Below are 23,990 nucleotides of genomic sequence, written 5' to 3' on the forward strand. Positions count from 1 at the left end.
ATACGGCAATCCCCGGTCGTGCGAAAAATCGTGGCTGTGGGTCCCACGGAATGTGCTCTGCAGCACAACTTTGCTGCACTGCAACATACATGTCAAGACGAATGCCAGGCTTCGAACGCTGGCGACGCCGATTTGCCGGAACGGGGATGAATCAGGCGCCGGGCAGGTAGATCACGGCGTAGTCGTCGGCATAGGCCCGCTTCCAACCCAGTTCATCGAAGAAGGGGATGCGGGTGTCATCGGCTGTAAGCAGTGCCCAGCCGATGGCGTATTTCTTCAACTGGGCCGCGAGCAGCGGTTTTCCGCCGGTTTGCCCCGTCACCTCATCCGTTTTCGTGAACCCGTCCTGGAACAGTTGGTCCGTCCTGCCGTCGATGTAGGTCTTGATGTCGTGGAAAATCAGCGTGCCGCCGAAATTATAGGAATTCATCACGTTGCCGGACAGGTGGTGAGCGCTGGCGAACGCAAGGGCGCCGCTGGCCGATGTCGTCGGGCTCGCTGCGACTTGGTAGGCGTTGTTGAGCGCAAGGATCGCGCCGACCAGCAACACGGCCGTCGCGCCGCAGAGCAGATGGAACCGGCTGGCGAAGAATTTTTCGAGTACGTCACGCTTTTCGCTCAGCCAGGCGCCGGCTGACAAAGAGGGGTACTGGCGCGCGACTTCGACCGCCACCACCACGGGAACAAGCAGGAAGAACAGATAGACGAAGCGCTGGTGCGACAGGTAGACATGCAAGGTGAAGACGACGAACAACGCCTTGGCCCAGCCGATCCGCAGCCGTGACGTTATAAGCCCGAAAAGCGCCACCAGTATCGCGGCTTCCTGGAGATCCTGTTCCTGGACATTGAACGGCCGCCACTCCAGGATCAGCGGTACTGCTTCATTGCCATGGGCGACGGTGAACGTGGCCAGAATGGCTTGCACACCATAGGGATGGATCAGGCTGACCAGTGGGCAGAGCAGGCCAAACGCAACCCACTTCGTCAAAAGAGCGGGTTTCGACAGGCCGGTGCGCGCCACGAGATCGAGACCGGCGAAGGCGGCGATGACGAAGCTCAAGGTGAAGGTAGCGTGCAGGTTGGCCCAGAGCACAACCAGCGCGAGGAGCCACCACGGCGGGGCCTTCTCCTCCGCCGATGCACGAAACAACACCGCCGTCCACGTGACGATGATCGGCAAGGTGAAGACGTGGGGACGCGCCGTATAGACAGGTGCGATCAGGATGGCCAGGATGAACGTCAGCGCTACCGCCAGTACCGGCTTCAGCCACGCGCTGAGGAACCATGCCGTCACGGAGACTGTCAGCCCTATCGCGGCGATGATCAGCGTGGCGACACCAGTCCATCCGCCGCTACGGTAGGCAAGGCTCAGAAAGACCTGCCCCAGCCATTCCTTTGCGATCCACGGATGCCCGGCAAAAGTGTAGGAATAGGGATCGACCGTTGGAAATGCCCGGTTTGCCAGGAAATCCAGCCCGACTTTCACGTGCCACCAGCTGTCGGGGTCCTTGAGGGTCGCACCCGCGAATGGGGCCAATCCAGCAGCTGCAATGGAGGCGGCAAACAGGCAGAATATCAGCCTGATGCGCTGTGCATCCTCGAGCCGCGACGTGGTCGGAACGATTGCCTCAGCCTGGTTCATGTCGCGCTCCGGGCCATTTTGCCTCTATTCTTGTCAACCGATCGGGGCATCCGCGCCGCCGGCGGAGAACGAAACGGGCTTAGCCGGAATGAAAAACGGCGGCGAACAGCCGGTTTCCCGCCAGATGGACAAACGGTTTTCGATGAGAGCTCCAGCCCGGCTGGAATGACCGCATATCCCAGCGTCGTGCGCAACAGGCCGACGGCGTCGGATAACAGCATCCCCGGACAGTCAAACGAGCGGCTTGACCACATGCGCAAAATATTGGGCTCCAACAGGTATCTTGGTCAGGAAACGCTCGAACGGCCGCAGCCTTGCAAGCGGTCTGGGAAAGAAAATCCGATAGACGATCCGAGTGCCGGAAAAACCCGCCGCGGCCATTCGCCTGCGTATCTCTGGCGAGCTTATCAGGACCGCATTCTCGTCGAAGGCGCAATTCCTTACCGCGTGGGTGGTCAAGGGATTCCACGGATTGTGCTCGAAGACAAAGAAACTGCCGCCATTGGCCAGCACCCTGCCGATCTCGGCGAACAATCCGATCTGAAGGTTTTCGGGGATGTGATGGAAAACGCAAGCCGCGAAGGCAAGGTCGAAGCTATGGTCGGCGAAGGGGATTGTCTGGCCGTCGAAATGCGTGAACGCGGCCTGATCGGGGAAGCGCTTGCTGGCGATGTCGAGCGATTCCCGCGAAGGATCGAGCAGGACGATCTCGCTGTCGGGAAACGCTGCGCGCATATGGCCGAGCGAATTGCCGACGCCGGCACCGAAGTCGAGGATGCGCCTGGGTTTCACGCCGGCCCGTCTCAGTGTCGCCGCGACGTCGTCGATCTTGTATTTCGCGAAGAAGTCCGGCGTCTCGCCACTAAGCCTTATGCTCGCGGCATGCTGCTCTTGGTACTCGCGCGCAAACTGGTCGAATTCGGCCTCAAGCACGGGCGGCTCTCTTCGCCATCTCCTGCAGACGATGCGCGGGCAGACCCTGGGCTGGCTCGCTGCGCGAAACGATCTCGTTGACGAAATAGAGCGGCCGCCGCTTCGTTTCCATGTACATGCGGCCGAGATACTCGCCGAAGATGCCCAGCACCAGAAGCTGTACGCTGCCAAGGATAAGCATGATCGCGGCAAGGCTCGTCCAGCCGGGCAGCACATTGCCGAGAGACCATTCGAACAGCGTATAGCTGAGCACGACCAGGCCGAGCAGGCCGAACATCATCCCCAGCAGCGAGGCAAAGCGCAAAGGCACGATCGAAAAGCTGGTCATTGCGTCGATCGCCAGAAGAACCATCTTCTTCAGCGGATAGTGGGTGGTGCCGGCAAAGCGCCGGTGCCGTTCATAAGGGAAGGCGACCTGCTTCAGCCCGATCCAGCTCACCATGCCGCGAATGAACCTGTAGCGTTCGGGCATTGCAATCAGATGGTCGAGCGCACGGCGGCTCATCAGCCGGAAATCTCCGGAGTCCGGCGCGATCTCGACATCGACCATCCTGCCGAGCAGGCGGTAGAACATCGAGGCGGAGGCCAGCTTGAACCAGCTCTCGCCCTCCCGTTTCACCCTTTGGCCGTAGACGACGTCGAAGCCCTCATCCATCTTCGCCATCATCGCCCCCAGCAGTTCGGGCGGATCCTGGAGATCGGCGTCGAGAATGAGAATGCGCTGGCCGCGGCAGAACTCCAGCCCGGCGCTCAAGGCGATCTGGTGGCCGTAGTTGCGTGCAAGGTCGATGGCGACCACATGGTCGTCCTTTTCGGCCAGGTCGAAAATGGCCTCGCGGGTGCCGTCGGTCGCCCCGTCGATGACGAGCACGATCTCGTAGGGGAGGCTTTGCTCGAGGCATACCGCGCCGACGCGTCGATGAAGCTCGGCCACGCCGGCGCGTTCATTGTAGCAAGGCACGACGACCGACAACATGGGTGCGCGGTGCGCGCCGATTTTTCCCGTTCCCGCCAAAGCCTGGCTCCCACTGTGGAGATGACAATAGCAGCAATTGGTTAGAAAACAGATAAGTCAGGAGCCGGCGTGGCCACTGGCTGGCTGGCCGATATGCGTTCGGCGCCGTCAACGGCCGGGTCACGAACGAACCGGCAGTTCCATGCGGATGCGGGCACCGCGCCATGAGCCCGCCAGGATACGGATGGTTCCCTGATGCAGCAGCGCGATCTGCCGGGCGAGATTCAGTCCCAGCCCGGCCCCGCGCGATTGCGGCTGCAGGCGATAGAAGGGCTCGAACACATTCTCGCGCTCTTCCACGGGAATGCCCGGGCCTTCGTCGCGCACCTCGATGCCACCCGTCCGGTCGATCGCAATCGTGATGGTACCGCCGCCGCCGCCATGCTCGATGGCGTTGCGCACGAGGTTGGCGAGCGCCCGCTCGATCTGCAGCACGTTGACTTCGACGCGTGTCTTGTCGGGTGACGGCTCGAAGGCAAGGTCGTAGCCGGCCTCGATGGCGAGCGGCGCGAAGTCGGCCGCCACCCGGCTGACAAGATCGTCGAGATCGACGATCTCGCGCTGGTCGGATGGGCGGTCGAGCAATTGATGATCGAGCAGTTGCTGTGCGAGATGCGACAGGCGCTCGATATCATGCAGCAGCCGCGTGCTTTGCGGCTCCTGCCGCAGCAGCTCGGCGCGTGTACGCAGGATGGCGATCGGCGTGCGCAGTTCGTGCGCCGCGTCGGTGAGGAAACGGTTGTGCCGGTCGTACCCCTGCGCGAGGCGCGCCAGAGCCTCGTTGAAGGCATGCACCAGCGGCGCGATCTCCTGCGGCACGTGCTTGACCGGCAGCTGCATCGCACGGGTGCCGATATCGATGCGCGCCGCCTGGCGGACGGTTTCGACAAGGCCGGCAAGGGAGCGGCGGACAACGGCCGGCGTCGTCACCAGTGTGGTGGCGCCCATGACGAGGACGATGGGCAACAGCAGGATCGCGATGACGAGCGCCAGCGCCGGCAGCGCGCGTTCCCAGTTCCTGCTGCCGTCCGGATACCGGGCGACCTCCACCGTGGCCGAAATGTTGATCTCGAGCCCGTCGGTCTCCTGGCGCGACGACTGCGTCGCGGCGATGATCCGTACCGCGCCGGCTTTGGTCGAAGCGTTTTCGATATAGGCTTCCGGCCGCATGTCCTTGTCGGAGAATCCGATCGTGGCGTGGTCTGCCTCGCCGAGCAGGACGCCGAAGTCCTTGGTGTAGACATCCGGGATCGTGCCGGAACGGACGCTCTGCCCGCTATCGTCGCGAACGATGTACCAGACATTGGGGAAGCTCTGGCGGAACGCGGTAAGCTCTTCCGTTTCACGGACGACCAGCCTGCCGTCCTTGTCGCGGTCGACGGCATCCTTGACGGCCGCGACGGCAGCCTCGTTGTCGATGAGCAGGCTCGGATTGGCGATCCAAAGGGCTGCCGCGCACAGGACGATGAAGAGGAGCAGCGTCGCCGCCTGCAGCAGGATCAGCCGGCGGACCAGGACCCATTGCAGCGAGCGTGCGCGCACTTTCTTCACGAGGCTGCCCGCAGGAGATAGCCGAGATTGCGGATCGCCCGTATCTCGATGCCGGCGGCGACATCGTCGAGCTTGCGGCGCAGCCGCGAGACATGTGCGTCGAGCGCATTCGAGCCGATCTCGTCGTCCAGGGCGTAGACGGCCTCCTCGAGAGCGCCGCGCATGATGGTCCGGCCCGGCCGGCGGATCAGCGTTTCAAGCACCAGCCTTTCACGTCGGGGCAAATCGAGCGCGTTATCCTCGACCAGCGCCTCGCGATGGCGGAAATCATAGGTAAGGCGGCCGACCATCGTCTGGTTGGCGCGCGAGGTGAACGAGCGCCGGTGCAAGGCGTGGAGCCGCGCGACGAGTTCCACCGTGGCGAAAGGCTTGACCATGTAATCGTCGGCGCCGGCATCGAGCCCGGCAACCCGGTCCTCCAGCCCGCTCATCGCCGTCAGCGCGATCACCGGCACATCCAGATGCAAGGCGCGCAGGCGCGGGATCAGGCTGAGGCCGTCGCCGTCCGGCAGCCTGCGGTCCAGCACCACGGCGTCGTGATGGCCCAAACGAGCCACCGCCTCCGCATCGGCCAAGGTCGCGGCATGGTCGACGATGATGTCCAGGCGCTCCAGAGCGGCCTTCAGCACGGAGGCCATTTCCGGTTCATCCTCGATCAGCAGGACGCGCATTGGCGTTCTCCTTAGCGCGTGGCCGCGGAATTTGCGGCACGGCGGTTCACTCGCATTCCAGCTTCGGCCGGCGGAAATTGGTGATGAACCAGCGGCCGCCGGAAGCGCGGGCGTAAAATGTGTAGAAGCATTCCTGACGCTCGATATAGCCGGGCGTTTCGGTCTCTTCATAGACGGTTCCGTGTTTTGTGTGGCGAACCTCGCCGCTGGATGTCCCGGAAACCGCTGACGTCGAGACCTGGCGCCACTGATAGGCGCGTTCTCCCTGGCCGAGGTCTACGATCGCCGTTGGCGGCCCGTAATCCAGAACGACCGATTCGACCGGTTGTCCGACATAGTTCTTCATGATGTCGGAGGCGCAGCCCGCCAATGCGAGCGCGATCGCAATGAACAATAGCTTGGACGTCCGTCGGCCCGGGCGATGCGTGGACATTGCTGATTCCCATGGTGAAAATTCACGCAGGCGACCTAGATTGAGAAGATTACATCGACATTGCGACAAGCATGGAATGCTTCGTTGCCTCGGGCGGGATGTCTGCGTCCAGGCATCAAGAACAAAAAGATCGCGCGATGCCGTTGCGGCCATCGCGCGATCGAGGTCGGCCACCTGCTGTTTCTAGAACCGGTAGTTGATGCCGGCTTTCAGCTCATGGCTGCCGATCGTCTCCTTGGACCTGCCAAGGGCCGATGTCGTTTCCACGCCGGGCGTGCGGACATAGTCGTACTCGACCTTGGCCGAGAGGCCGCCGGCGAAGCCCTGCTCGATGCCGGCGCCGACGAGGTAACCGACTTTCCATCCGTCGCTGCTGCTCACGCGGTCGCCCTTGTCGAATCTGGTCATGGCCACGCCGCCGGTTCCGAACAGCAGCGTCTGGTCGAAGCTCACGCCGGCCTTCGCCTTGGCCGCGCCACGCCATTTTTCCTTGATCTTGCCGCCCTGGACATTGTGCTCGGCACCGCCCAGATAGGAACCTTCGATCTCGGCGCCGAGAACCGCCGGGCCTATCTGCTGGTTATAGCCGGCCTGGACGCCGCCGCTGAAGCCGTTTCGGCCGGCGAACGGGTTCGGCATTCCCGTGAATGCCGTGCCGCCATGGACGCCGACATAGGCGCCGCTCCATTGGAAGGCAGGAGGATCATTGTAGGCAGGCGAGAGGTCGGCGGCCGTCGCCGGCCCGAGGAGGCAGACGGCAAGGGCACCCGCCGTCAGGACGATCTTTGCTTGAGGGGACACTGCATTACTCCAACACAAACGCGCATCCGCACCGATGCGCCGGTTAAATGCTGAGGACCCTGACCATTGGGGCGGTCAGTTCCGATTGGTGTCTTTCAGGGATGGCTGCGCGGGTCTGGGGACCGGCTTTCACCGGCTGTGGTAGGGGTAGAGCGCCGCGCGGTCCGTCACCTGAAAGACGCCTGGTATCTCGCAAGTGAAAATTGCACGCACATTGCGCAAAACTGGAAAATGACGATTTTGTGCTTTATTTTCAATAAATTAAAATGAAATTGTTTACCCATATTTAGGAATTGCGAATCTCGGGCAACCGGGAAACTCGATCACTTGTTTGACATGAACAGGCTTCCCAGTTGCCCGCCTCACGCGCCGAAGCGTACAAAATCCGACGGCAATCGGCCTCGAGGGCGGGGCTTCGGTTCGCTGGTGCCAGGGCAATTCGGGGGAATTTGTTTTTGCGGGTCATTTATTTCCATTCGGACACGCATCCATATGACAAGGCGATCTACCCAGGCGTGGGCCCGGCCTTCGCCAAGCCGTTGTCATGGGAGGCCCGACCGATCAGCCAGATCGGCCGGGGCGGTTGCGAGGTCGCCGTCGTCGACAATCGCCTGGAGCCCGGAGACGTCGAGGTGCTGAAAAAGCACATGGCGGTCCCCGCAAGCGACAGGCCCGTGCTCTTCTTCCGGGTCAGCGATTCGGACATGCCGGAGACAACCAACCCCTGTGTCAGGTTCATCTTCGATTGCGCCGACCATCCCGGCGTTCACTATGCCACGACCTATGATCCCGAGGGGCCATTCCTGGCATTCGTAGGGACGCTGAAAGTCTCTCGCGTGGTCCATTTGCCCTATCCCTACGATAGCTCGCGGGAGGTCGAGATTCCCTTGGCCGGCCGTCGCCGCGGGGTCTTCCTGTCGGGCAGCAATTCCAGAACATTATACCCGGTGCGCTATGCCTTGCGTCGCCGGCGTGCGCGCTTTCCTTGGCTGCGACTGTTCATCTTCGACCTGAAGCACCCGGGATATCCCGAACATGGCAAGCCACCCCGTCATGACTTCACGCATGCGCGCTACATCGGTCTTGCGGCGCAATTCAGCCACTTCTTCCTTTGCGGGACGCGCTACAATGTCGAGCTGATGAAATATGTCGAATGCGCCTATGCCGGCTGCGTGCCGGTCGGGGTGCCGGCAGGCTCGCTGGATGCGGTTGCCGGGCGGTATTTTCGCCCATATGGCGGTCATGGGCTCGATCTCCTGAAGGATCTCTGCCAGCCCCTGCGGGAGCTCGAGGAACGGGCGGCCGGATACAGGGCGGCCATGCGTGAACTTCGGTCGCCCGCCAGGATCATCCGCGATTTCACGGCAGAGGTCAGGGGCATCGAGGGCAAGTGATCGACATGGACAGGCAACGTCCGGAGGCAGCGCCGGATGGCGCCATCGAACCTGTCGTCAATGCCGTTTGGATCGGAGCATCCCTGGACGACCTGCATGCCGCGTGCCTGCGTTCCTTCGTGCTGGCGGGCCACCGGGTGCATCTTCATTGTTACGACACCCCACGCAATGTTCCGCCCGGCGTCGAAACGGTCGACGCGTCGAAACTGATGCCAAGGGAGCGGATCGTCTACTACAGGTCGAACGGAAGTCCGTCCCTCTTTTCCAATCTCTACCGCTTGAAGATCCTGGAAGCAGGGCTCGGCCCGTACGTCGATTGCGACGTGTTTTGTCTCAAGCCCATCCCGAAACAGGACTATATCCTTGGTTACCAGTCCAGCGACCAACTTAACGGCGCCGTGCTGAAATTGCCGGCCGGCAGCCAGACACTGCTTGAGATGCTGAAATTCGCGGAAGATCCGTATTACATCGTGCCCTGGCTCAACCGCTCCAGGCTGATGCGCTACAGGTTGCGCAAATTCATCGGCCTGCCGATCCACATTTCCAACTATAGCTGGGGCAGGCTGGGCCCCGAGGCGCTCACCTATTTCGCCAGCAGAACCGGTGACATCGGTCAAGCGGTTCCTATCGACGTCTTCTATCCGCTTAGTCACCATCAGGTCGCAATGCTGCTCGATCCGGACCTTTCGCTTTCGGATATCGGCACGCCGCGTACGCTGTGTATTCATCTGTTCGACCATACGCTCCGCCAGTGGATGATCGGCCGCACCGTTCCACAGGGCTCGCCGCTGGGGCAGATGCTTGAGCGCTGCGGGCTTTCCACGGCAGCCGGACGCTAGCAACGGTCCTGGCTCGTGCCGCCTTGCTGGATGGCCGCCAAGCACGTATCTCTTGGCCGTGCCCATGAGTCCGGGCATCTCAATCGGGAGACGGCATTGTCCGCACTGACGCGCTTTCTCGGCGACTCGCCGCTCAGGGTTATCCTGAAGCTGCTGGTGGTATCCTTTCTCGTCGGCCTGGTCATGAACGCCTTCGGCTGGTCGCCGATGGATGTGTTCTACGGTATCCAGAAGTTCTTCATCGACCTTTGGAATCTCGGCTTCCACGCCATCGACCGCTTCCTCGGCTACATCCTGCTCGGCGCCGCGATCGTCGTGCCGGCCTTCATCCTGCTCAGGATCGCCAACTACCGGAAATGACCTTCAGGCGTAGCCCGAGGCGACCTCGAACAGGATGGCGTGGCGCGCGGCAAGTGCCGGCACATCGGTGGAATAGCCGCCGCCGATGACACCGCAGACAGGAATGCCGAGCGCCCGAAAATGGCCGATGACCATCTCGTCGCGGGCGCGCAGGCCGTTGTCGGAAAGTGCCAGCCTGCCGAGCCGGTCCTCGGCATGGACGTCGACGCCGGCGTTGTAGAAGACGATGTCCCAACGCGCTCTCGCCGACAGCTCCGGCAGGGTCGCGGCCAGCCTTTCGACATAGGCGGCGTCGCCCGTGCCGTCGGGCAGCGCGACGTCGAGGTCCGAGGCGATCTTGCGGACGGGGTAATTGCGCTCACCATGCATGGAAAAGGTGAAGGCGCGCGGCTCATCGCTCAGAACGTCCGCCGTGCCGTCGCCCTGATGCACGTCGAGGTCGACCACCAGGATGTTGTGTGCGGCGCCCTCTTCAAGCAGAACCAGCGAGGCGACGGCGACATCGTTGAAGGTGCAGAAGCCGGCGCCTTGCGCGCGCCGCGCATGATGGCTGCCGCCGGCGGTGTTGCAGGCGATGCCGTGGCGCAAGGCAAGCCGCGCCGCCGCCACCGTGCCGCCGGCGGCAAGCTGTGCGCGCAGCGAGACGCGCGGGCCGACCGGAAAACCGATCTCCCGCTCGATTTTTTCAGGCACGGCGCAGCGGATGACCTGGTCTACATAGTCCGGTGCATGGGCGAGCCCGAGCCATGACGCCGGCGCGGGTTCGGCTGTGTTGAGCGCCGCTGGGCTGGTCAGGCCGCGTGCCCGCAAGGCCTCCATCAGCAACGGATATTTGCTCATCGGAAAGCGATGGTTGGTGGCAAAGCCTGCGTCGTAGTCGGGGTGGTGGACGATCTGCAGGGGCATCGACTGGGGTCGGATGGTTTCACGCCAGAGCGGGATTTCGGTTGGCCGTCGCGGAAGGACGATTGCGCGGTGGCCAAAAAATGGGGCACATCGGTTCCCCGATCAAGCCGCAATCAGCAAGGCAGCAATCCTTTGGACAACGGTGCCATCCCAGCCGACGCCAGAGCCTTTTCCGTCACCAACCGCTCGGTGCTTGCCATCGCCGTGCCGATGACGCTCGCCTATCTGACGACGCCGCTGCTCGGCCTGGTCGATACGGCTGTCGTCGGCCAGTTCGGTGATGCCGCCCTGCTTGGCGGCCTGGCGGCCGGCGCGCTGGCTTTCGACGTCGTCTTCACCACCTTCAATTTTCTGCGTTCGGGCACCACCGGCCTCGTCGCCCAGGCCTTCGGGCGTGGCGACGCCCTCGAGGAACAGGCGGTGTTCTGGCGCGCCGTGCTGATCGCGGTCGTTGCCGGCGTCGTGCTGGCAGCGCTTTCGCCGCTCATCGCCGTTGGCGCCCAGTGGTTCATGGACGCCGGGCCACGCGTCAGCGAGGCGATGGGTGTCTATGTCAGGATCAGGCTGCTCGCCGCGCCCTTCTCGCTGATCAACTACGCCGTCCTCGGTTACGTGCTGGGCCGCGGCGAGGGCGGGCTCGGGCTTGTCCTGCAACTGGTGCTCAACGGCATCAACATCGCGCTCTGCTTCCTGCTCGGCCTGGAACTTGGCTGGGGCGTTTCCGGCGTCGCCTGGGCAACCGTCACCGGCGAATTCCTCGCCATGCTGCTTGGTCTTGCGATCGTGGTGCGGCGGTTCCGATCCAGCCCGCCCTTACCTCGCCACCGCCTGCTCGACATGGGCGCCTTCCGGCACATGCTGTCGCTCAACCGCGACATCATGATCCGCTCGTTCTCGCTGCTTGCCGCCTTCGCGCTGTTCACCCGCCAGGGCGCTGAGTTCGGCACGGTGACGCTCGCCGCCAATGCGGTGCTGATGAATTTCTTTCTTGTCGCCGGCTATTTCCTCGATGGTTTTGCTACCGCCGCCGAACAGCTGGCCGGCCGAGCCATCGGCGCGCGGGCGGCGCAACCCTTCCGGCAGGCGGTCCGTCTGACCCTGTTCTGGGGCTTCGGCTTGGCCGGCGGCGCGACATTGGTGCTGTTGCTGGCGGGTGCCAATCTGGTCGCTGTCGTGACGACATCGCAGGAGGTCCGCGCGGTGGCCGATGTGTATCTGCCGTGGGCGGCGTTCACCGCGCTGAGTGGCGTGCTCGCCTTCCAGATGGATGGGGTCTTCATTGGCGCGACATGGTCGCGCGACATGCGCAACATGATGCTGTTGTCATTTCTCGTCTTTGCCGCCGCGCTGATCACGCTGGCGCCCGCCTTCGGCAATGCCGGTCTGTGGGCGGCCCTGCACGTCTTCCTGCTGGTGCGGGGATTGAGCCTGCTGACAATTCTGCGGCTGCGGATACAAACCGCGTTCAGCTGAGCGGCTTCGACGCCCATCGATCGACATGACTGTCGCGCAACTCGCGCATCGACCTGAGTTTCTCTGTCTCGGCAAAGCGCGTCATCCCGGCGACGATCCGGCCCGGCAGCGCCGGTCCGGCATAGATCATGCCGGTGTAGAGCTGGACGAGATCGGCGCCGGCACGGATCTTTTCCAGTGCGGTTGAGGCGGAGTTGACGCCGCCGACGCCGATGATGGCCATGTCCGGCCCGACGAGCTTGCGCATTTTCGCCAGCACGATGGTCGAGCGCTCGAACAGCGGCTTTCCCGAGAGCCCACCGGTCTCCCGCGCGGCATTGCCGCTGCGCAGCGCCGGCCGGGAAATCGTGGTGTTGGAAACGATGATGCCATCGATCCGCTTTTCGATGACCTCGGCGGCGATGTCCTCCAGTTCAGCCTCGACCAGATCCGGCGCGATCTTGAGGAAGACCGGCGGCCGCGCGATTGCTGTGGCACGCGCGGCCATGACGCGGGACAAAAGCTCGCCGAGCTGTTCGCGAGCCTGCATGGTGCGCAGCCCTGGCGTGTTGGGCGAGGAAATGTTGACGGTGAGATAGCTGGCATAGGCAGCGAAGCGGGCGACGCCGCGCTCATAGTCGCCGACGCGGTCGGTGCTGTCCTTGTTGGCACCGATGTTGACGCCGACGATGCCGCCGCGCCCCTTGCGCGCGGCAAGGCGTTTTTCGGCCGCCGCGTGGCCCTCATTGTTGAAGCCCAGCCGGTTGATGACGGCTTCATCCGATGTCAGCCGAAAGATGCGCGGCTTCGGATTGCCGGCTTGCGGCAGGGGGGTGACGGTGCCGACCTCCGCGAAGCCGAAGCCCAGCCCAAGCAGCGCGTCGGGCACCTCGGCGTTCTTGTCGTAGCCGGCCGCCATGCCAAGCGGATTGGGGAAATCGAGGCCGCAAAGGCTGATCTTCAGCCTTGTATCGCGTACCGTCCGCGCGCCGACCGGCAGGCCGCAGCGCAATGCCGCGATCGACAGGCCGTGCGCGGTTTCCGGATCGAAGGTGAACAGCAGCTTCTGGCCGATCCGGTCGAGCACGCTCATTGCCCCTCCAGGGCCGGGAACTGGTGGCTACCGTCGGCACCGAGCGGCAGCGGCTTGACCCACAGCACCGCCTTCGGGTCGAGCACGCCATAGAGATGCGGAAACAGCGCGCCGCCGCGCGAGACCTCGTATTTCAGCGCATCACCCAGGCTGGCGCCGTCGACGGCGACCAGCAGAAGGTCGGTCTGGCCAGAAAAATGCTTTGCCGCGGTTTCCGCTGCCTGCTCTGCCGTCGAGAAATGGATGAAGCCGTCGGCGATGTCGATTGGCGCGCCGGTGAAGCGGCCATTGGCTTCGGCCTCGCGCCAAGGCGCTTGCGGAGTTATCTTGTAGATAATCTGTGACATGGTTGCGCTATAATCCGAACCAGTCGTCCGGGGAAGGCCAGGCCAAGGGTCTTCCCCATTTCCGGCGCAAAGATGCGATATTTCAGGCTTTGGCCATGGAGGACGACATGCGTCTGCAGCACATCTTGATCCCCGCCGCGCTCGTTTCACTGGTCGCGGCTTCAGCTTATTCGGAAGAAACCGACCGCTACCGGCTGGAAAAGTCGGCCACCGGCTATATTCGCATGGATACCCAGACCGGCGCGATGTCGATCTGCGAAGAGCGTTCGGGCCAGCTCGTCTGCAAGATGGCGGCCGACGAACGCGCCGCTTACCAGGATGAGGTCGATCGCTTGCAGACCTCGATGAAGGCAATGGACGAGCGCGTCACCAGGCTGGAGAATTCGCTCTCCGCCCGCCTCGAATCGAAATTGCCGAGCGAGGAGGATTTCAACAAGACGATGAGCTACATGGAGCGCTTCCTGAAGGGCTTCATGGGCATCGTCAAGGATATGGACAAGGATAGCGGCGCCCAGCTCAACTCGCAGAAGACTTGAGCGCCAGAGACAAGGAAAACGCGGCGCGTTGGCTTTGCCGCTTGAAAACAGCGCGCTGCCCCTCATAATCATCCGACTGATCCCGCAAAAAGCAGTAAATCGGGGATTCGGGGAGGGACATTTGCCGTCAGGCTATTCTTTCGTCATCGCCGACGATCATCCGCTGTTTCGCGGCGCCCTGCGCGAGGCGCTTGCCGGCATCGGCAATGTCACCGCCATTCACGAGGCCGGTGATTTCGAGAGTGCCAAGGCGCTGGTCGTGGCCAATGAAGATGTCGATCTGGTGCTGCTCGACCTGTCGATGCCTGGCGCCAGCGGCCTCTCCGGCCTGATCTCGTTGCGCGGCATCCATCCGGCGGTGCCGCTGGTCGTGGTGTCGGCGCATGACGATCCGGCGACCATCCGGCGCGCGCTCGATCTCGGCGCTTCCGGTTTCATCTCGAAGTCGGCCAGCATGGAGGAAATCCGCGGCGCGGTGCAGTCGGTGCTTGCGGGCGATATCGCGGCACCCGTCGGCGTCGATCTCGGCGTCGAACGCGATCCCGAAATATCGGACCTGATCAAACGGCTGCAGGCGCTGACGCCGCAGCAGACCCGCGTGCTGGGCATGCTGGCCGAGGGCCTGCTCAACAAGCAGATCGCCTATGAGCTCGGCGTCTCCGAGGCCACGATCAAGGCGCATGTCTCGGCCATATTGCAGAAGCTCGGCGTCGACAGCCGCACCCAGGCGGTGATCCTGCTGTCCAAGATCGGCAGCGACCCCCTGCAGCCGGCGGGCTGAGCGCCGGCGTCCTCGGCTCAATCGGAACACTCAACTTCGGCTCGCCGCACCGGCCGGACGCTGAAGACCATGAAACTGACGGCGGCCATGATCCAGACGCCGATGCCGCCATAGAGCATCACCCAGCCAAAGCCATTTCGCAGCGCGTCGCGCATGACCGGATCGGGTAGACCAGGGATGGGATTTCCGGCTGCGATCCCTTCGGCGGCGAGACGCAGCTGGGCGGCATCGAGGTCGGGCAGCACTCGGCTGAGATGTGCCAGCACGCCGCTTGCAAGGATGAAGCCCATCACCGCTATGTTCAGCGCCAGCGAAACCATGCGGGCGCTCATGTCGATGCCCGACGCCATGCCGGCGCGGTCGCTCGAAACCGAACCCGTCGTCGTGTTGGTGACGGGCGTGTTGGTGATCCCGAGGCCGGTTCCGGCGATCAGGCAGCCAGACAGCATCGTCAGCCAGCTGGCCTCGGCGGCCGCGCTGCCGAACTTCATCGCGATGAACCCCACGCCGATGACGGCGAGCCCCGCCGGGATGACAACGCCAGGCTGGTAGCGCAGCGAAAGCCGCTCCGCCAAGGGCGGCATCATGAGCGTCGGCAGTGTGTAAGCGAGCAAGGCAAGGCCGGTGGAAAGGCTGTCATAGCCGAGCCCGGCATGGAACCAGATCGGTAGGTAGATCATGAAAGGCCAGTAGGAGAGGTTCATCGCCGCCGAGCCGACGATGGCGCCGGAAAACGGCCGGATCCGGAAGACCGAGAAATCAAACATCGGCCGCTTGCTGATCCTTTCGGCGATGAGGAAGGCGATGAAGCTCGCCATCGAGACACCGAGGATCACCAGTGCCGTCGGACTGGCGAAACCGAGATCCGGTCCTTGCGTGATGTAGAAAACGAGACAAAAGACCGACGGCGACAGCGTCACGATGCCCGCCAGGTCGAGCTTGCCCGCCTGTGGATCTTTCGATTCATGGACGCCGGTCAATGCCAGCACAAACGCCATGACTGTTGCCGGCACATGGATGAGGAACACCCATTCCCAGCTCGAGATCGCGACGATGCCGCCACCGACGATGGGCCCGAAGCCGAGACCGACACCGAAGATGACGCCCCACCAGCCCCAAGCCACCGCGCGCTCGCGGCCTTCCCTGAATTCGTGCGACAGAACGGCGAGCTGACAAATCAGCATCGCGCCGCCGCTCAGGCCCTGCAGAAACCGGGCGACGATCAAGGTGGATACGTCGTCCGCCAGGCCGCAGATCAGCGACGTCAGGCCGAAGGCGGCGATGGAGACCAGGAAGACGCGCTTGCGCCCGTAACGGTCGGCGATGGTGCCGACCGCCATCAGCACGGTGGTGACCGCGATCGTGTAGGCGTTCATCACCCACTGCAATTGCCTGAAGTCCGCGTGCAACACTTCTTCCAGCGTCGGCAGGATGGCGGGGACGCTTGAAATCTCCAGCCCGAACATCAGGCATGCCAGGCAAGCGGCAAACAGGACGACGATGCCTCGGCGGGTGAGGACAGCCATGGTCAAACCTTTCGAATTCCCGGGCGCGGCGATCTGCTGACGCCTGCCATGCACTGCACAGTTAGGGCAGGCTTGATCATTTGAAAATTGCATGGTTGGCTATTTCAGTGACAACAAAGCGAGATAGCTGACATGACGCTGGACGTAGAAGCGGTGAAGGCGTTCGTCACCGTTGCGGATCTCCGTAGCTTCACGCGTGCCGCCGAAGCGCTCGGCAGCACGCAAGGCGCGGTCAGCGTCAGGCTGAAGCGGCTTGAGGACCGGCTTGGCCAGAGACTGATCGAGCGGACGCCCCGGCTGGTCCGACTTTCCACGCGAGGCGAAATATTCCTGGAGCCGGCGCGCGATTTCCTTGCCGCGCACGACCGCGCCGTCGCGAGCCTGACCGCTGTCCGCCGCCGCTTCAGGCTCGGCATCGCCACCCATGTCGGCGGCGCCGAGGTTCCGACCTTGCTGGCGCGGCTCAGCGCGCATGATCCTGCCCTCACCATCGAGGTTCGGCTCGATGATTCGCGCGATCTGCTCGACGCGTTCGACCGCGGCGAGCTCGATGCGGCGATCATCCGCCGTGAGGACGACCGTCGCGACGGCGAGGTGCTGGCGCCGGAGCATTTCGGCTGGTACGCCGCTCCGGGTTTCGTCCACCGGGCCGGCGAGCCGCTGCACCTGGCCGCATCCTCGCCATCCTGCGGCATCCGCAACATCGCGACCGGCGCGCTCGACACGGTCGGAATTCCTTGGACGGAAGTGTTCCTTGGCTGCGGCTCGTTTGCGGTGGCCGAGGCTGTCACGGCCGGCCTCGCAACATCGGTCTTTTCCTGCCGACTGGCGCCGCCCGGAACGATCGAGGTGAGCCGGAAATTCGGCCTGCCGCCGCTGCCGGCATCCGAGATCGTGCTGCTTTCGACGCTTTCGGACATCAAGTCGCGCGAGGCGCTGCGCACGCTGGCCATGGCCTTTCGCGAGCATCGCCCGCCGGCAACGGTCACCGCCACGCGGCCCCGTTTCCGCAACTCGCAAGGGGCCGACAATCTGTCCGACGCGTAAGTCCCGTGCCCGTTTCAGCGATGATGGCCGGATTGCGCGTTGTCTGACGTTAACGCCTACGGCCGCTCGATGAGCAGCATGCTGATCCGGCCGCCGTCCATGCCGGAGCGTTCAGCCGAGCCGCACCGACAGCTCCGGCGTCACTCCGCCGCCCGCACCATCGGCCTGAACCTGGCCATCATCGACCGCAGCACCGCCGGCTTCAGCGGTTTGTTGATCATCGGGATGTCGAGGCCCGCCGCGGCTGCCCGCACCTCGTTGGAGCGGTCGGCCGTGACCAGCACGGCCGGCAGGTCGTCACCGTGCGTCGCCCTCAGCTTGATGATAACGTCGAGACCGGTTTCACGGTCGAGATGGTAGTCGGCAAGCACGATGTCCGGACGTTGGACCGCGACCTTCTCCAGATCCCCCGAGCCGGTCGCCGTGGCGACGTTGCAGCCCCAGCCTTCCAGCAGCAGCCGCATGCCTTCGAGGATACGGATGTCATTGTCGATGCACAGCACATGCAGCCCGGACAGCGAGGCCGCCGCGCGGGCCGGCGCCCGGGTCTCGACCTCGCGTCGCGACTCCTGCGCGGCTGTCACCGGCAGGATGACGGAAAAGCGCGTGCCCTTGCCCGGGTTGGAGAAGATGCGAATCTCGAGCCGCAATACCCTGGCGATGCGGTCGACGATGGAGAGGCCGAGGCCAAGACCTTCGGCTTCGCGGGCGCCTTCGTCCAGCCGGGTGAATTCATGAAAGACAGTGTTCAGCTTGTCGCCGGCAATGCCGATGCCGGTGTCGATGACCTGGATCTCCGCCAATTCGCCACGCCGCCGCACACCGACCAGGATATGGCCCTGGCGGGTGTATTTGATGGCGTTGGAGACAAGATTCTGGATCAGGCGGCGCAACAGGTTACGGTCCGTCGTCACCGTCAGCGACGACGGCATGATCGTCAGGCCAAGCTTTTTCTCCGCGGCCAGTGGCCGAAAATCATTGCCGATCTGGCGCAGCAGGCCATCAAGGCTGAAGGCGGTGTCGTCCGGTTTCATCGCACCGGCATCGAGGCGCGAAATGTCGAGCACGGCGCCCAGAATGGTCTCGACCGATTCCAGCGAGGATTCGATGTTGATGGCCGCCTTGCCGGCCGGACCCTTGCCGGCCTTCTCGATCAGCGAGGAACAATAGAGCCGGGCTGCATTCAAGGGCTGCAGGATGTCGTGACCGGCGGCGGCAAGGAAGCGCGTCTTGCCGAGATTGGCCTCCTCGGCGAGCATCTGTGCCTGCGCCAGCTCCTCGTTGACCCGGGTCAATTCCTCGTTGACCCTGGTCAGCTCGATGGTGCGGGTCTTGACGCGCTGTTCCAGCGATTCATTGGCGCGCTTCAGCGCCAGGTCCTGCTCGACGCGTCCGGAGATGTCGGCATAGGTGGCAACGATGCCGCCATCGGGCATCGGGTTGGAGCGCAGCTCGAGGATACGGCCGCTGGTCTTCAGCTCCATCTGCCAGGGGCTGACGAAGCTGGTCAGCCGGTTGAGCATCGCCACGCGCTGGTCGGCGGGAATGTCGCCGCGCTCGGCGAGATGGCGAAGGATCTGGTCGAGCGAAACGCCGACCTGGCCCATCTCGTCGGGCAGGTCGAACAGCGCCCGGTATTGCCTGTTCCAGCAGATCAGCCGGAAATCGCGGTCGAAGACGGTGATGCCTTGCTCCATCTGGTCGAGCGCGATCTGCAGCAGGTCTCGGTTGTGCTGCAGCGCTTCCGTGGCGTCGTCGAGCAGGCGGAAGGCATCGCGGGATTCGCGGTCGTGGCGGCGAAACAGCAGCGACAGGATCAGCCGCGCCGAGGAGGAGCCGACGGCGCTGGCCAAAAGCTGTTCGGAAAAGCGGATGACGTCCATGCTCGCCTGTTCATTGCCATGCAGCGAGGTGCCGTTGCTCTTCTCGAAGGATTGAAAGGAGCGTTCCGTGCGTTCGACGCCGAGATAGCGTGCGATGGTATCCTTGAGGTCGTTGACGGTGATGGCGGTACGGAAGCGGCGCAGGCTCGGCATCGGGCCGGCTTCGCGCGGCACGAAGATCGATGCCTGGATGCGCTCCAGCGGCACCGACGCGCGCGACAGGGAGCCGAACACGAAGAACAGCGCGTTGATCGACAGGCTCCACAGCACGCCATGGTTCAGCGGTTCGGCGACGGTGCCGAACAGCGCCTGTGGCCGCAGCGCCTCGAAGCCGAACAGTCCATGCACGATGATGCCGGTATCGGGTGGGACGAGCGACGGCACCAGCAGCGTGTAGCCCCAGACCAGGATGCCGGCGACCATGCCGAGCGCCGCGCCGCGGCCGTTGGCGCCGCGCCAGATCAGCCCGCCGACCAGCGCCGGCGCGAATTGCGCGATCGCCGCGAAGGACATCAGGCCGATCGAGGACAGCCGGGCGCTGTTGGTGCTCTCGCGATAGTAGAGAAAGGCGATGAACAAAAGGATGAAGATCGCTCCACGCCGTACATTGAGGATAAGCGTCGACCAGTCCTCGTTTTCGGAAGTGGTCGTCCGCAGCAGCCGGCGCACGAACAGCGGGATGATCAGGTCGTTGGAGATCATGATCGACAGCGCCACGCTCTCGACGATGACCATGGCGGTTGCCGCCGACAGGCCGCCGATGAAAGCGGCCATGGCCAGGAAATCGTGGCCGCTGAACAGCGGCAGTGACAGCACGTAAAGGTCGCTGCTCGTCCTTGTCCCGACCAGCGTCAGGCCGGCAAAGGCGATCGGCAGCACGAACAGGTTGATCGCCACGAGGTAGAGCGGGAACACCCATGTCGCGGTGCGCAGTTCCGCCTCGCTGCGGTTCTCGACGATGGTGACGTAGAACTGCCGCGGCAAGAGGATGATGGCGAAGCCGCTCAGGCAGGTCAGCACCAGCCAGGTGGCGAGCGACGTCGAATAGCCCATTGCCTGCCGTACCTGGCCATTCTGCGCCAGCCGGTCGAACATGTCGCCGGGGCCGCCGAAGATCAGGAAGGTGACCATCAGGCCGATGGCCAGGAAAGCGGCGAGCTTGACCACCGTCTCGACCGCCACCGCCAGCACCAGCCCGTCCTGGTGTTCGGTGGCGTCGGCATGGCGTGTGCCGAACAGGACCGCAAACAGCGCAAGCAGCATGGCGACGACCAGCGAGATGTCGCTGACGAAGGGATCGAAGGAGGGCGGCGAGCCCGTATAATGCTCGACCATCAGGCTGACCGATCCCGAGATCGCCTTCAGTTGCAGGGCTATATAGGGCACGGCGCCGATGGTGGCGATCAGCGTGGCGATGGCGGCCACGGTGAAGCTCTTGCCGTAGCGCGCGCCGAGGAAGTCGGCGACCGAGGTGATCTTCTCGGTCTTGGCCAGCCGCACGATGCGGTTGAGCAATGGAAAGCCGAACACGAACACCAGCACCGGGCCGGTATAGATGCCGAGGAATTCGAGGCCGCGTTCCGAGGAAAGGCCGACCGAGCCGAAGAAGGTCCAGGACGTGCAGTAGATGGCAAGGCTGAGCGCATAGATGAAGGGCCGCGCGCGGCCGGGTCCAGACATCATCGAGCGGCGGTCGCCCAGGCTGGCGATGGCGAACAGCAGCGTCACATAGGCGATCGCAATGATGACGATGAACAAGCCCTGCACGCCGGCAAGATCCTCCCTGTGCCGATTTTAACCTGGCCGGTCAGACGCAATCACAGCTTGGGCGCCAAGTCCATCACGGCTTTCGGCGCATGCGGGCCATGATTTCCGCGGCTGCCCCGGGGTAAGGAGAAAGCGGTTGCTTTCTTCTTTTAGCCGATGGTGCAACCCAAGGTTTTTGTTATGGTGTCGCCGGGTCGGTGCCGCAGGGATGGGACGGCTGTGCGGCCCGCCATGACAAGGAGGGTCGAATGCTGAAAGAATTCCAGGAATTCATTTCCAAGGGTAACGTGATGGACTTGGCCGTCGGCGTCATCATCGGCGCTGCCTTTTCCAAGATCGTCGATTCCCTGGTCAACGACATCATCATGCCGATTGTCGGCGCGATTTTTGGCGGTTTGGACTTCAACAACTACTTCTTTGGGCTTTCCTCGGCCGTCAACGCCACCTCGCTGGCGGACGCCAAGAAGCAAGGGGCTGTTTTCGCCTATGGCAGCTTCATCACCGTGGTGCTGAATTTCATCATCCTCGCCTTCATCATCTTCCTCATGGTCAAGGCCGTGAACAACATGCGCAGGCGCCTGGAAAAAGAAAAGCCGGCGCCGGCGGCCGCGCCGCCCCCCGCCGATGTACAGCTTCTGACCGAAATCCGCGATTTGCTGGCCAGGCGATAGACGGATACGGTTCTTCTGGACCAAAACCCCGGTCGTTCGCGGCCGGGGTTTTCTGTTTTCGTATCTGGTAAGCAGCCCTTACGAACGCCCGAGACAACGGACCTGCCCAATGACCCTGATCCAGACCCTGCGCCCCGAGGCCCTGGCCGCGCCTGAAAGCGGTATCGTCGCCGTCGTCAACTACGGCAGATTGCGCGAAGGCCTGATCCCGCTCTGGGCCGGCGAGGGCGACCTGCCGACGCCGTCCTTCATCACCGATGCCGCGTCGAAGGCGCTGGCCGGCGGCGAGACGTTCTACACCTGGCAGAGGGGCATTCCCGATCTGAGGCAGGCGCTGGCGCGTTACTACGCCAGGCACTTCGGCAAGACCTTCCCCGAGGAGCAATTCATCGTCACCGGCTCCGGCATGCATGCCATCCAGCTGGCGCTCGACGCGCTTGCGGGCGCCGGCGATGAAGTGATCTATCTGTCGCCCGCCTGGCCGAATTTCGACGCCGCCGCCGCGATCGCGGGGGCCGTGCCGGTGCCGGTCACGCTCGACCATTCCGGAAATGGCTGGTCATGCGACGTCGAGAAGATCGCGGCGGCGGTCACACCGCGCACGAAGGCGCTGTTCATCAACACGCCGTCCAATCCGACCGGCTGGACCGCCGACCATGAGACCTTGCGAGCGATCCTCGATCTCGCTCGCGCCAAGGGCCTGTGGATCATCGCCGACGAGATCTATTCGCTGTTTCACTATGGTCACGGCCGCGCGCCGTCCTTCCTCGACATCGCGGAGGCGGAAGACCGCATCCTGTTCGTCAACAGTTTCTCCAAGAACTGGGCGATGACCGGCTGGCGGGTCGGCTGGGTCAAGACGCATCCAAGCCTGCAGCAGGTGTTCGAGAACCTGATCCAGTATTCCAACTCGGGCGTCGCCCAGTTCATGCAGCGCGGCGCGATCGCGGCGCTCGACGAGGGCGATGCCTTCGTCGCCGAACAGGTGGAGCGGGCGAGAAAGGCCCGCGACCTGGTCTGCGGCATTCTCGGCGAAACCGGCAAGGCGCGGTTCACCGTGCCGCAGGGCGCCTTCTACCTGTTCTTCACGGTCGACGGGATCACCGATTCACGCAGCGCTGCCTTCGACATCGTCGACAAGGCCAATGTCGGCCTGGCACCCGGCACCGCCTTCGGCCCGGGTGGCGAAGCGTTTCTGCGGCTGTGCTTCCACCGGAGGCTGGACCAGCTCGAGGAAGCGGCCCACAGGCTGGCGGGCTGGATGAAGACGGTTTGAGGCTGCTTGCTTTATAGGTTAGCGTCGCCCCTCATCCGCCTGCCGGCACCTTCTCCCCGTATAGTGACGAGGAGAAGAAGGCTGGCCGCAACGCCGGCGCCTGTTCTGCAACGCTTGCGATTGGCGAAACTCTCCGCGACAGCCTCTTTCTCCCCGTCACTATACGGGGAGAAATGTCCGGCGGGACAATGAGGGGCAGCGCTGCGGTTCTAATGACGGCGAGAGGGTGACAAAGCTCGCCTTCACCCGCCCGACTTGGGCACCAGCAGCGGAATGATCCGGTCGCTTTTCGCGACGGCCGGCCGTCCCGCCGAACCGTAGGGGATGCCGAGCGCGTCCCAGGTTTCGACCAGCGCGTCCTGCAGCTCGGCGATCAGCGCGTCCGAATGGAAGGGCGTCGGCGTGATGCGCAGCCGCTCGGTGCCGCGCGGCACGGTCGGGTAGTTGATCGGCTGGATATAGATGCCGTGCACGCCGAGCAGGCGGTCGCTGGCCATCTTGCACAGCTCCGGATCGCCGACCAGCACCGGCACGATATGGGTGGAGGATTTCATCACCGGCAGGCCGGCGGCGGACAGGATCTGCTTGGTTCGGCTCGCCTGCTGCTGCTGGGCGTCGCGTTCGGCCTGTGAGCGCTTCAGGTGACGGATCGACGTGGTGGCCGCGGCGGCGATGGCCGGCGGCAGCGCGGTGGTGAAGATGAAGCCCGGCGCATAGGAGCGCACCGCGTCGATGACGGCACTGGTGCCGGTGATGTAGCCGCCCAGCGTGCCGAAGGCCTTGGCCAGCGTGCCCTCGATGATGTCGATGCGGTCGGCGAGGCCCTCGCGCTCGGTGATGCCGCCGCCGCGCGGCCCGTACATGCCCACGGCATGGACCTCGTCGATATAGGTCATGGCGTTGTAGCGCTCGGCCAACTCGACGATCTCCTTGATCGGTGCGATGTCGCCATCCATCGAATAGACGCTTTCGAAGACGATCAGCTTGGCACGTTCGCGCCCGGCCGTCTGCAAAAGGCTTTCCAGATGCGCGACGTCATTGTGGCGGAAGATCTTCTTCTCGGCGC

22 protein-coding genes are annotated in these 23,990 nt (G+C 63.7%); 9 read left to right on the plus strand and 13 right to left on the minus strand.

The features are described from left to right. Positions 1 to 151: 151 nt before the first annotated feature. The 7 genes from EN845_RS26275 to EN845_RS26310 form a co-directional block, all read right to left on the minus strand. Positions 152 to 1,642 (minus strand): hypothetical protein, encoded by a 1,491-nt coding sequence (locus tag EN845_RS26275; protein WP_135907126.1) that lies wholly within the window; start codon positions 1,640 to 1,642, stop codon positions 152 to 154. A gap of 231 nt (positions 1,643 to 1,873) precedes the next feature. Continuing rightward, entirely contained in the window at positions 1,874 to 2,575 is a 702-nt protein-coding gene (locus EN845_RS26285) for a class I SAM-dependent methyltransferase (protein ID WP_127870785.1), read from the minus strand. Continuing rightward, complete coding sequence (locus tag EN845_RS26290) at positions 2,568 to 3,551, minus strand: glycosyltransferase family 2 protein (RefSeq protein ID WP_127870820.1); 984 nt, start codon at positions 3,549 to 3,551, stop codon at positions 2,568 to 2,570. The genes EN845_RS26285 and EN845_RS26290 overlap by 8 nt, the downstream gene beginning before the upstream one ends. A 159-nt stretch (positions 3,552 to 3,710) precedes the next feature. Then, the gene (locus EN845_RS26295; protein WP_127870786.1) at positions 3,711 to 5,141 is read right to left on the minus strand and encodes a HAMP domain-containing sensor histidine kinase; all 1,431 of its coding nucleotides are present in this window, start codon (positions 5,139 to 5,141) and stop codon (positions 3,711 to 3,713) included. Continuing rightward, positions 5,138 to 5,812: a response regulator transcription factor gene (locus EN845_RS26300; protein ID WP_127870787.1), complete on the minus strand. Its 675-nt coding sequence runs from the start codon at positions 5,810 to 5,812 to the stop codon at positions 5,138 to 5,140. The genes EN845_RS26295 and EN845_RS26300 overlap by 4 nt, the downstream gene beginning before the upstream one ends. A 46-nt stretch (positions 5,813 to 5,858) precedes the next feature. Then, positions 5,859 to 6,245, minus strand: a complete 387-nt coding sequence (locus EN845_RS26305) for a hypothetical protein (RefSeq protein ID WP_127278852.1) — start codon at positions 6,243 to 6,245, stop codon at positions 5,859 to 5,861. Positions 6,246 to 6,428: 183 nt separating this feature from the next. Beyond that, positions 6,429 to 7,046: an outer membrane protein gene (locus tag EN845_RS26310; RefSeq protein WP_127870788.1), complete on the minus strand. Its 618-nt coding sequence runs from the start codon at positions 7,044 to 7,046 to the stop codon at positions 6,429 to 6,431. A gap of 455 nt (positions 7,047 to 7,501) precedes the next feature. On the opposite strand from EN845_RS26310, the gene EN845_RS26315 reads away from it, so the two are divergent. The 3 genes from EN845_RS26315 (at position 7,502) to EN845_RS26325 (ending at position 9,639) form a co-directional block, all read left to right on the plus strand. Continuing rightward, the gene (locus EN845_RS26315) at positions 7,502 to 8,440 is read left to right on the plus strand and encodes a hypothetical protein (RefSeq protein ID WP_127870789.1); all 939 of its coding nucleotides are present in this window, start codon (positions 7,502 to 7,504) and stop codon (positions 8,438 to 8,440) included. 5 nt (positions 8,441 to 8,445) lie between these two features. Further along, complete coding sequence (locus EN845_RS26320; protein ID WP_127870790.1) at positions 8,446 to 9,279, plus strand: galactosyltransferase Lgt5; 834 nt, start codon at positions 8,446 to 8,448, stop codon at positions 9,277 to 9,279. 96 nt (positions 9,280 to 9,375) lie between these two features. Then, positions 9,376 to 9,639: a DUF6460 domain-containing protein gene (locus tag EN845_RS26325; protein ID WP_027047739.1), complete on the plus strand. Its 264-nt coding sequence runs from the start codon at positions 9,376 to 9,378 to the stop codon at positions 9,637 to 9,639. Positions 9,640 to 9,642: 3 nt separating this feature from the next. Here the strand turns inward: EN845_RS26325 and EN845_RS26330 are convergent, their stop codons facing one another. Next, positions 9,643 to 10,545, minus strand: coding sequence for a histone deacetylase (locus EN845_RS26330; protein ID WP_127870791.1), 903 nt, complete (start codon positions 10,543 to 10,545; stop codon positions 9,643 to 9,645). A gap of 132 nt (positions 10,546 to 10,677) precedes the next feature. Here EN845_RS26330 and EN845_RS26335 point away from each other — a divergent pair, with 132 nt between their 5' ends. Beyond that, positions 10,678 to 12,018, plus strand: coding sequence for an MATE family efflux transporter (locus EN845_RS26335; protein WP_127870792.1), 1,341 nt, complete (start codon positions 10,678 to 10,680; stop codon positions 12,016 to 12,018). On the opposite strand, the gene EN845_RS26340 is transcribed toward EN845_RS26335, so the two are convergent. Both EN845_RS26340 and EN845_RS26345 read right to left on the minus strand, forming a co-directional pair. Continuing rightward, positions 12,011 to 13,090 (minus strand): quinone-dependent dihydroorotate dehydrogenase, encoded by a 1,080-nt coding sequence (locus EN845_RS26340; RefSeq protein WP_127870793.1) that lies wholly within the window; start codon positions 13,088 to 13,090, stop codon positions 12,011 to 12,013. The genes EN845_RS26335 and EN845_RS26340 overlap by 8 nt on opposite strands. Further along, a complete protein-coding gene (locus tag EN845_RS26345; protein ID WP_127870794.1) occupies positions 13,087 to 13,437 on the minus strand; it encodes a DUF952 domain-containing protein in 351 nt (116 codons plus the stop codon). The genes EN845_RS26340 and EN845_RS26345 overlap by 4 nt, the downstream gene beginning before the upstream one ends. A gap of 107 nt (positions 13,438 to 13,544) precedes the next feature. Between EN845_RS26345 and EN845_RS26350 the strand changes: the two genes are divergently transcribed. Continuing rightward, on the plus strand, positions 13,545 to 13,973 hold the full coding sequence (locus EN845_RS26350; RefSeq protein WP_127870795.1) for a hypothetical protein: 429 nt from the start codon (positions 13,545 to 13,547) through the stop codon (positions 13,971 to 13,973). 121 nt (positions 13,974 to 14,094) lie between these two features. After that, positions 14,095 to 14,754, plus strand: a complete 660-nt coding sequence (locus EN845_RS26355; protein ID WP_127870796.1) for a response regulator transcription factor — start codon at positions 14,095 to 14,097, stop codon at positions 14,752 to 14,754. 17 nt (positions 14,755 to 14,771) lie between these two features. Here EN845_RS26355 and EN845_RS26360 read toward each other — a convergent pair whose 3' ends face one another. After that, complete coding sequence (locus tag EN845_RS26360; RefSeq protein WP_127870797.1) at positions 14,772 to 16,280, minus strand: MFS transporter; 1,509 nt, start codon at positions 16,278 to 16,280, stop codon at positions 14,772 to 14,774. A gap of 132 nt (positions 16,281 to 16,412) precedes the next feature. On the opposite strand from EN845_RS26360, the gene EN845_RS26365 reads away from it, so the two are divergent. Next, entirely contained in the window at positions 16,413 to 17,327 is a 915-nt protein-coding gene (locus EN845_RS26365; RefSeq protein WP_167531467.1) for a LysR family transcriptional regulator, read from the plus strand. Positions 17,328 to 17,467: 140 nt separating this feature from the next. Here EN845_RS26365 and EN845_RS26370 read toward each other — a convergent pair whose 3' ends face one another. Further along, positions 17,468 to 20,977, minus strand: coding sequence for a PAS domain-containing hybrid sensor histidine kinase/response regulator (locus EN845_RS26370; RefSeq protein ID WP_127870799.1), 3,510 nt, complete (start codon positions 20,975 to 20,977; stop codon positions 17,468 to 17,470). Between the two features lie 248 nt (positions 20,978 to 21,225). Between EN845_RS26370 and mscL the strand changes: the two genes are divergently transcribed. Both mscL and EN845_RS26380 read left to right on the plus strand, forming a co-directional pair. Beyond that, positions 21,226 to 21,648: a large conductance mechanosensitive channel protein MscL gene (gene mscL, locus EN845_RS26375; protein ID WP_127279505.1), complete on the plus strand. Its 423-nt coding sequence runs from the start codon at positions 21,226 to 21,228 to the stop codon at positions 21,646 to 21,648. A 109-nt stretch (positions 21,649 to 21,757) separates the two neighbouring features. Next, positions 21,758 to 22,924, plus strand: a complete 1,167-nt coding sequence (locus tag EN845_RS26380) for a pyridoxal phosphate-dependent aminotransferase (RefSeq protein ID WP_127870800.1) — start codon at positions 21,758 to 21,760, stop codon at positions 22,922 to 22,924. Positions 22,925 to 23,166: 242 nt separating this feature from the next. Here the strand turns inward: EN845_RS26380 and hemA are convergent. Beyond that, the coding region (hemA, locus tag EN845_RS26390) for a 5-aminolevulinate synthase (protein ID WP_135913142.1) at positions 23,167 to 23,990 on the minus strand (824 nt) is incomplete at its 5' end.

Source organism: Mesorhizobium sp. M8A.F.Ca.ET.202.01.1.1, assembly GCF_004791595.1.
Lineage (GTDB): Bacteria > Pseudomonadota > Alphaproteobacteria > Rhizobiales > Rhizobiaceae > Mesorhizobium.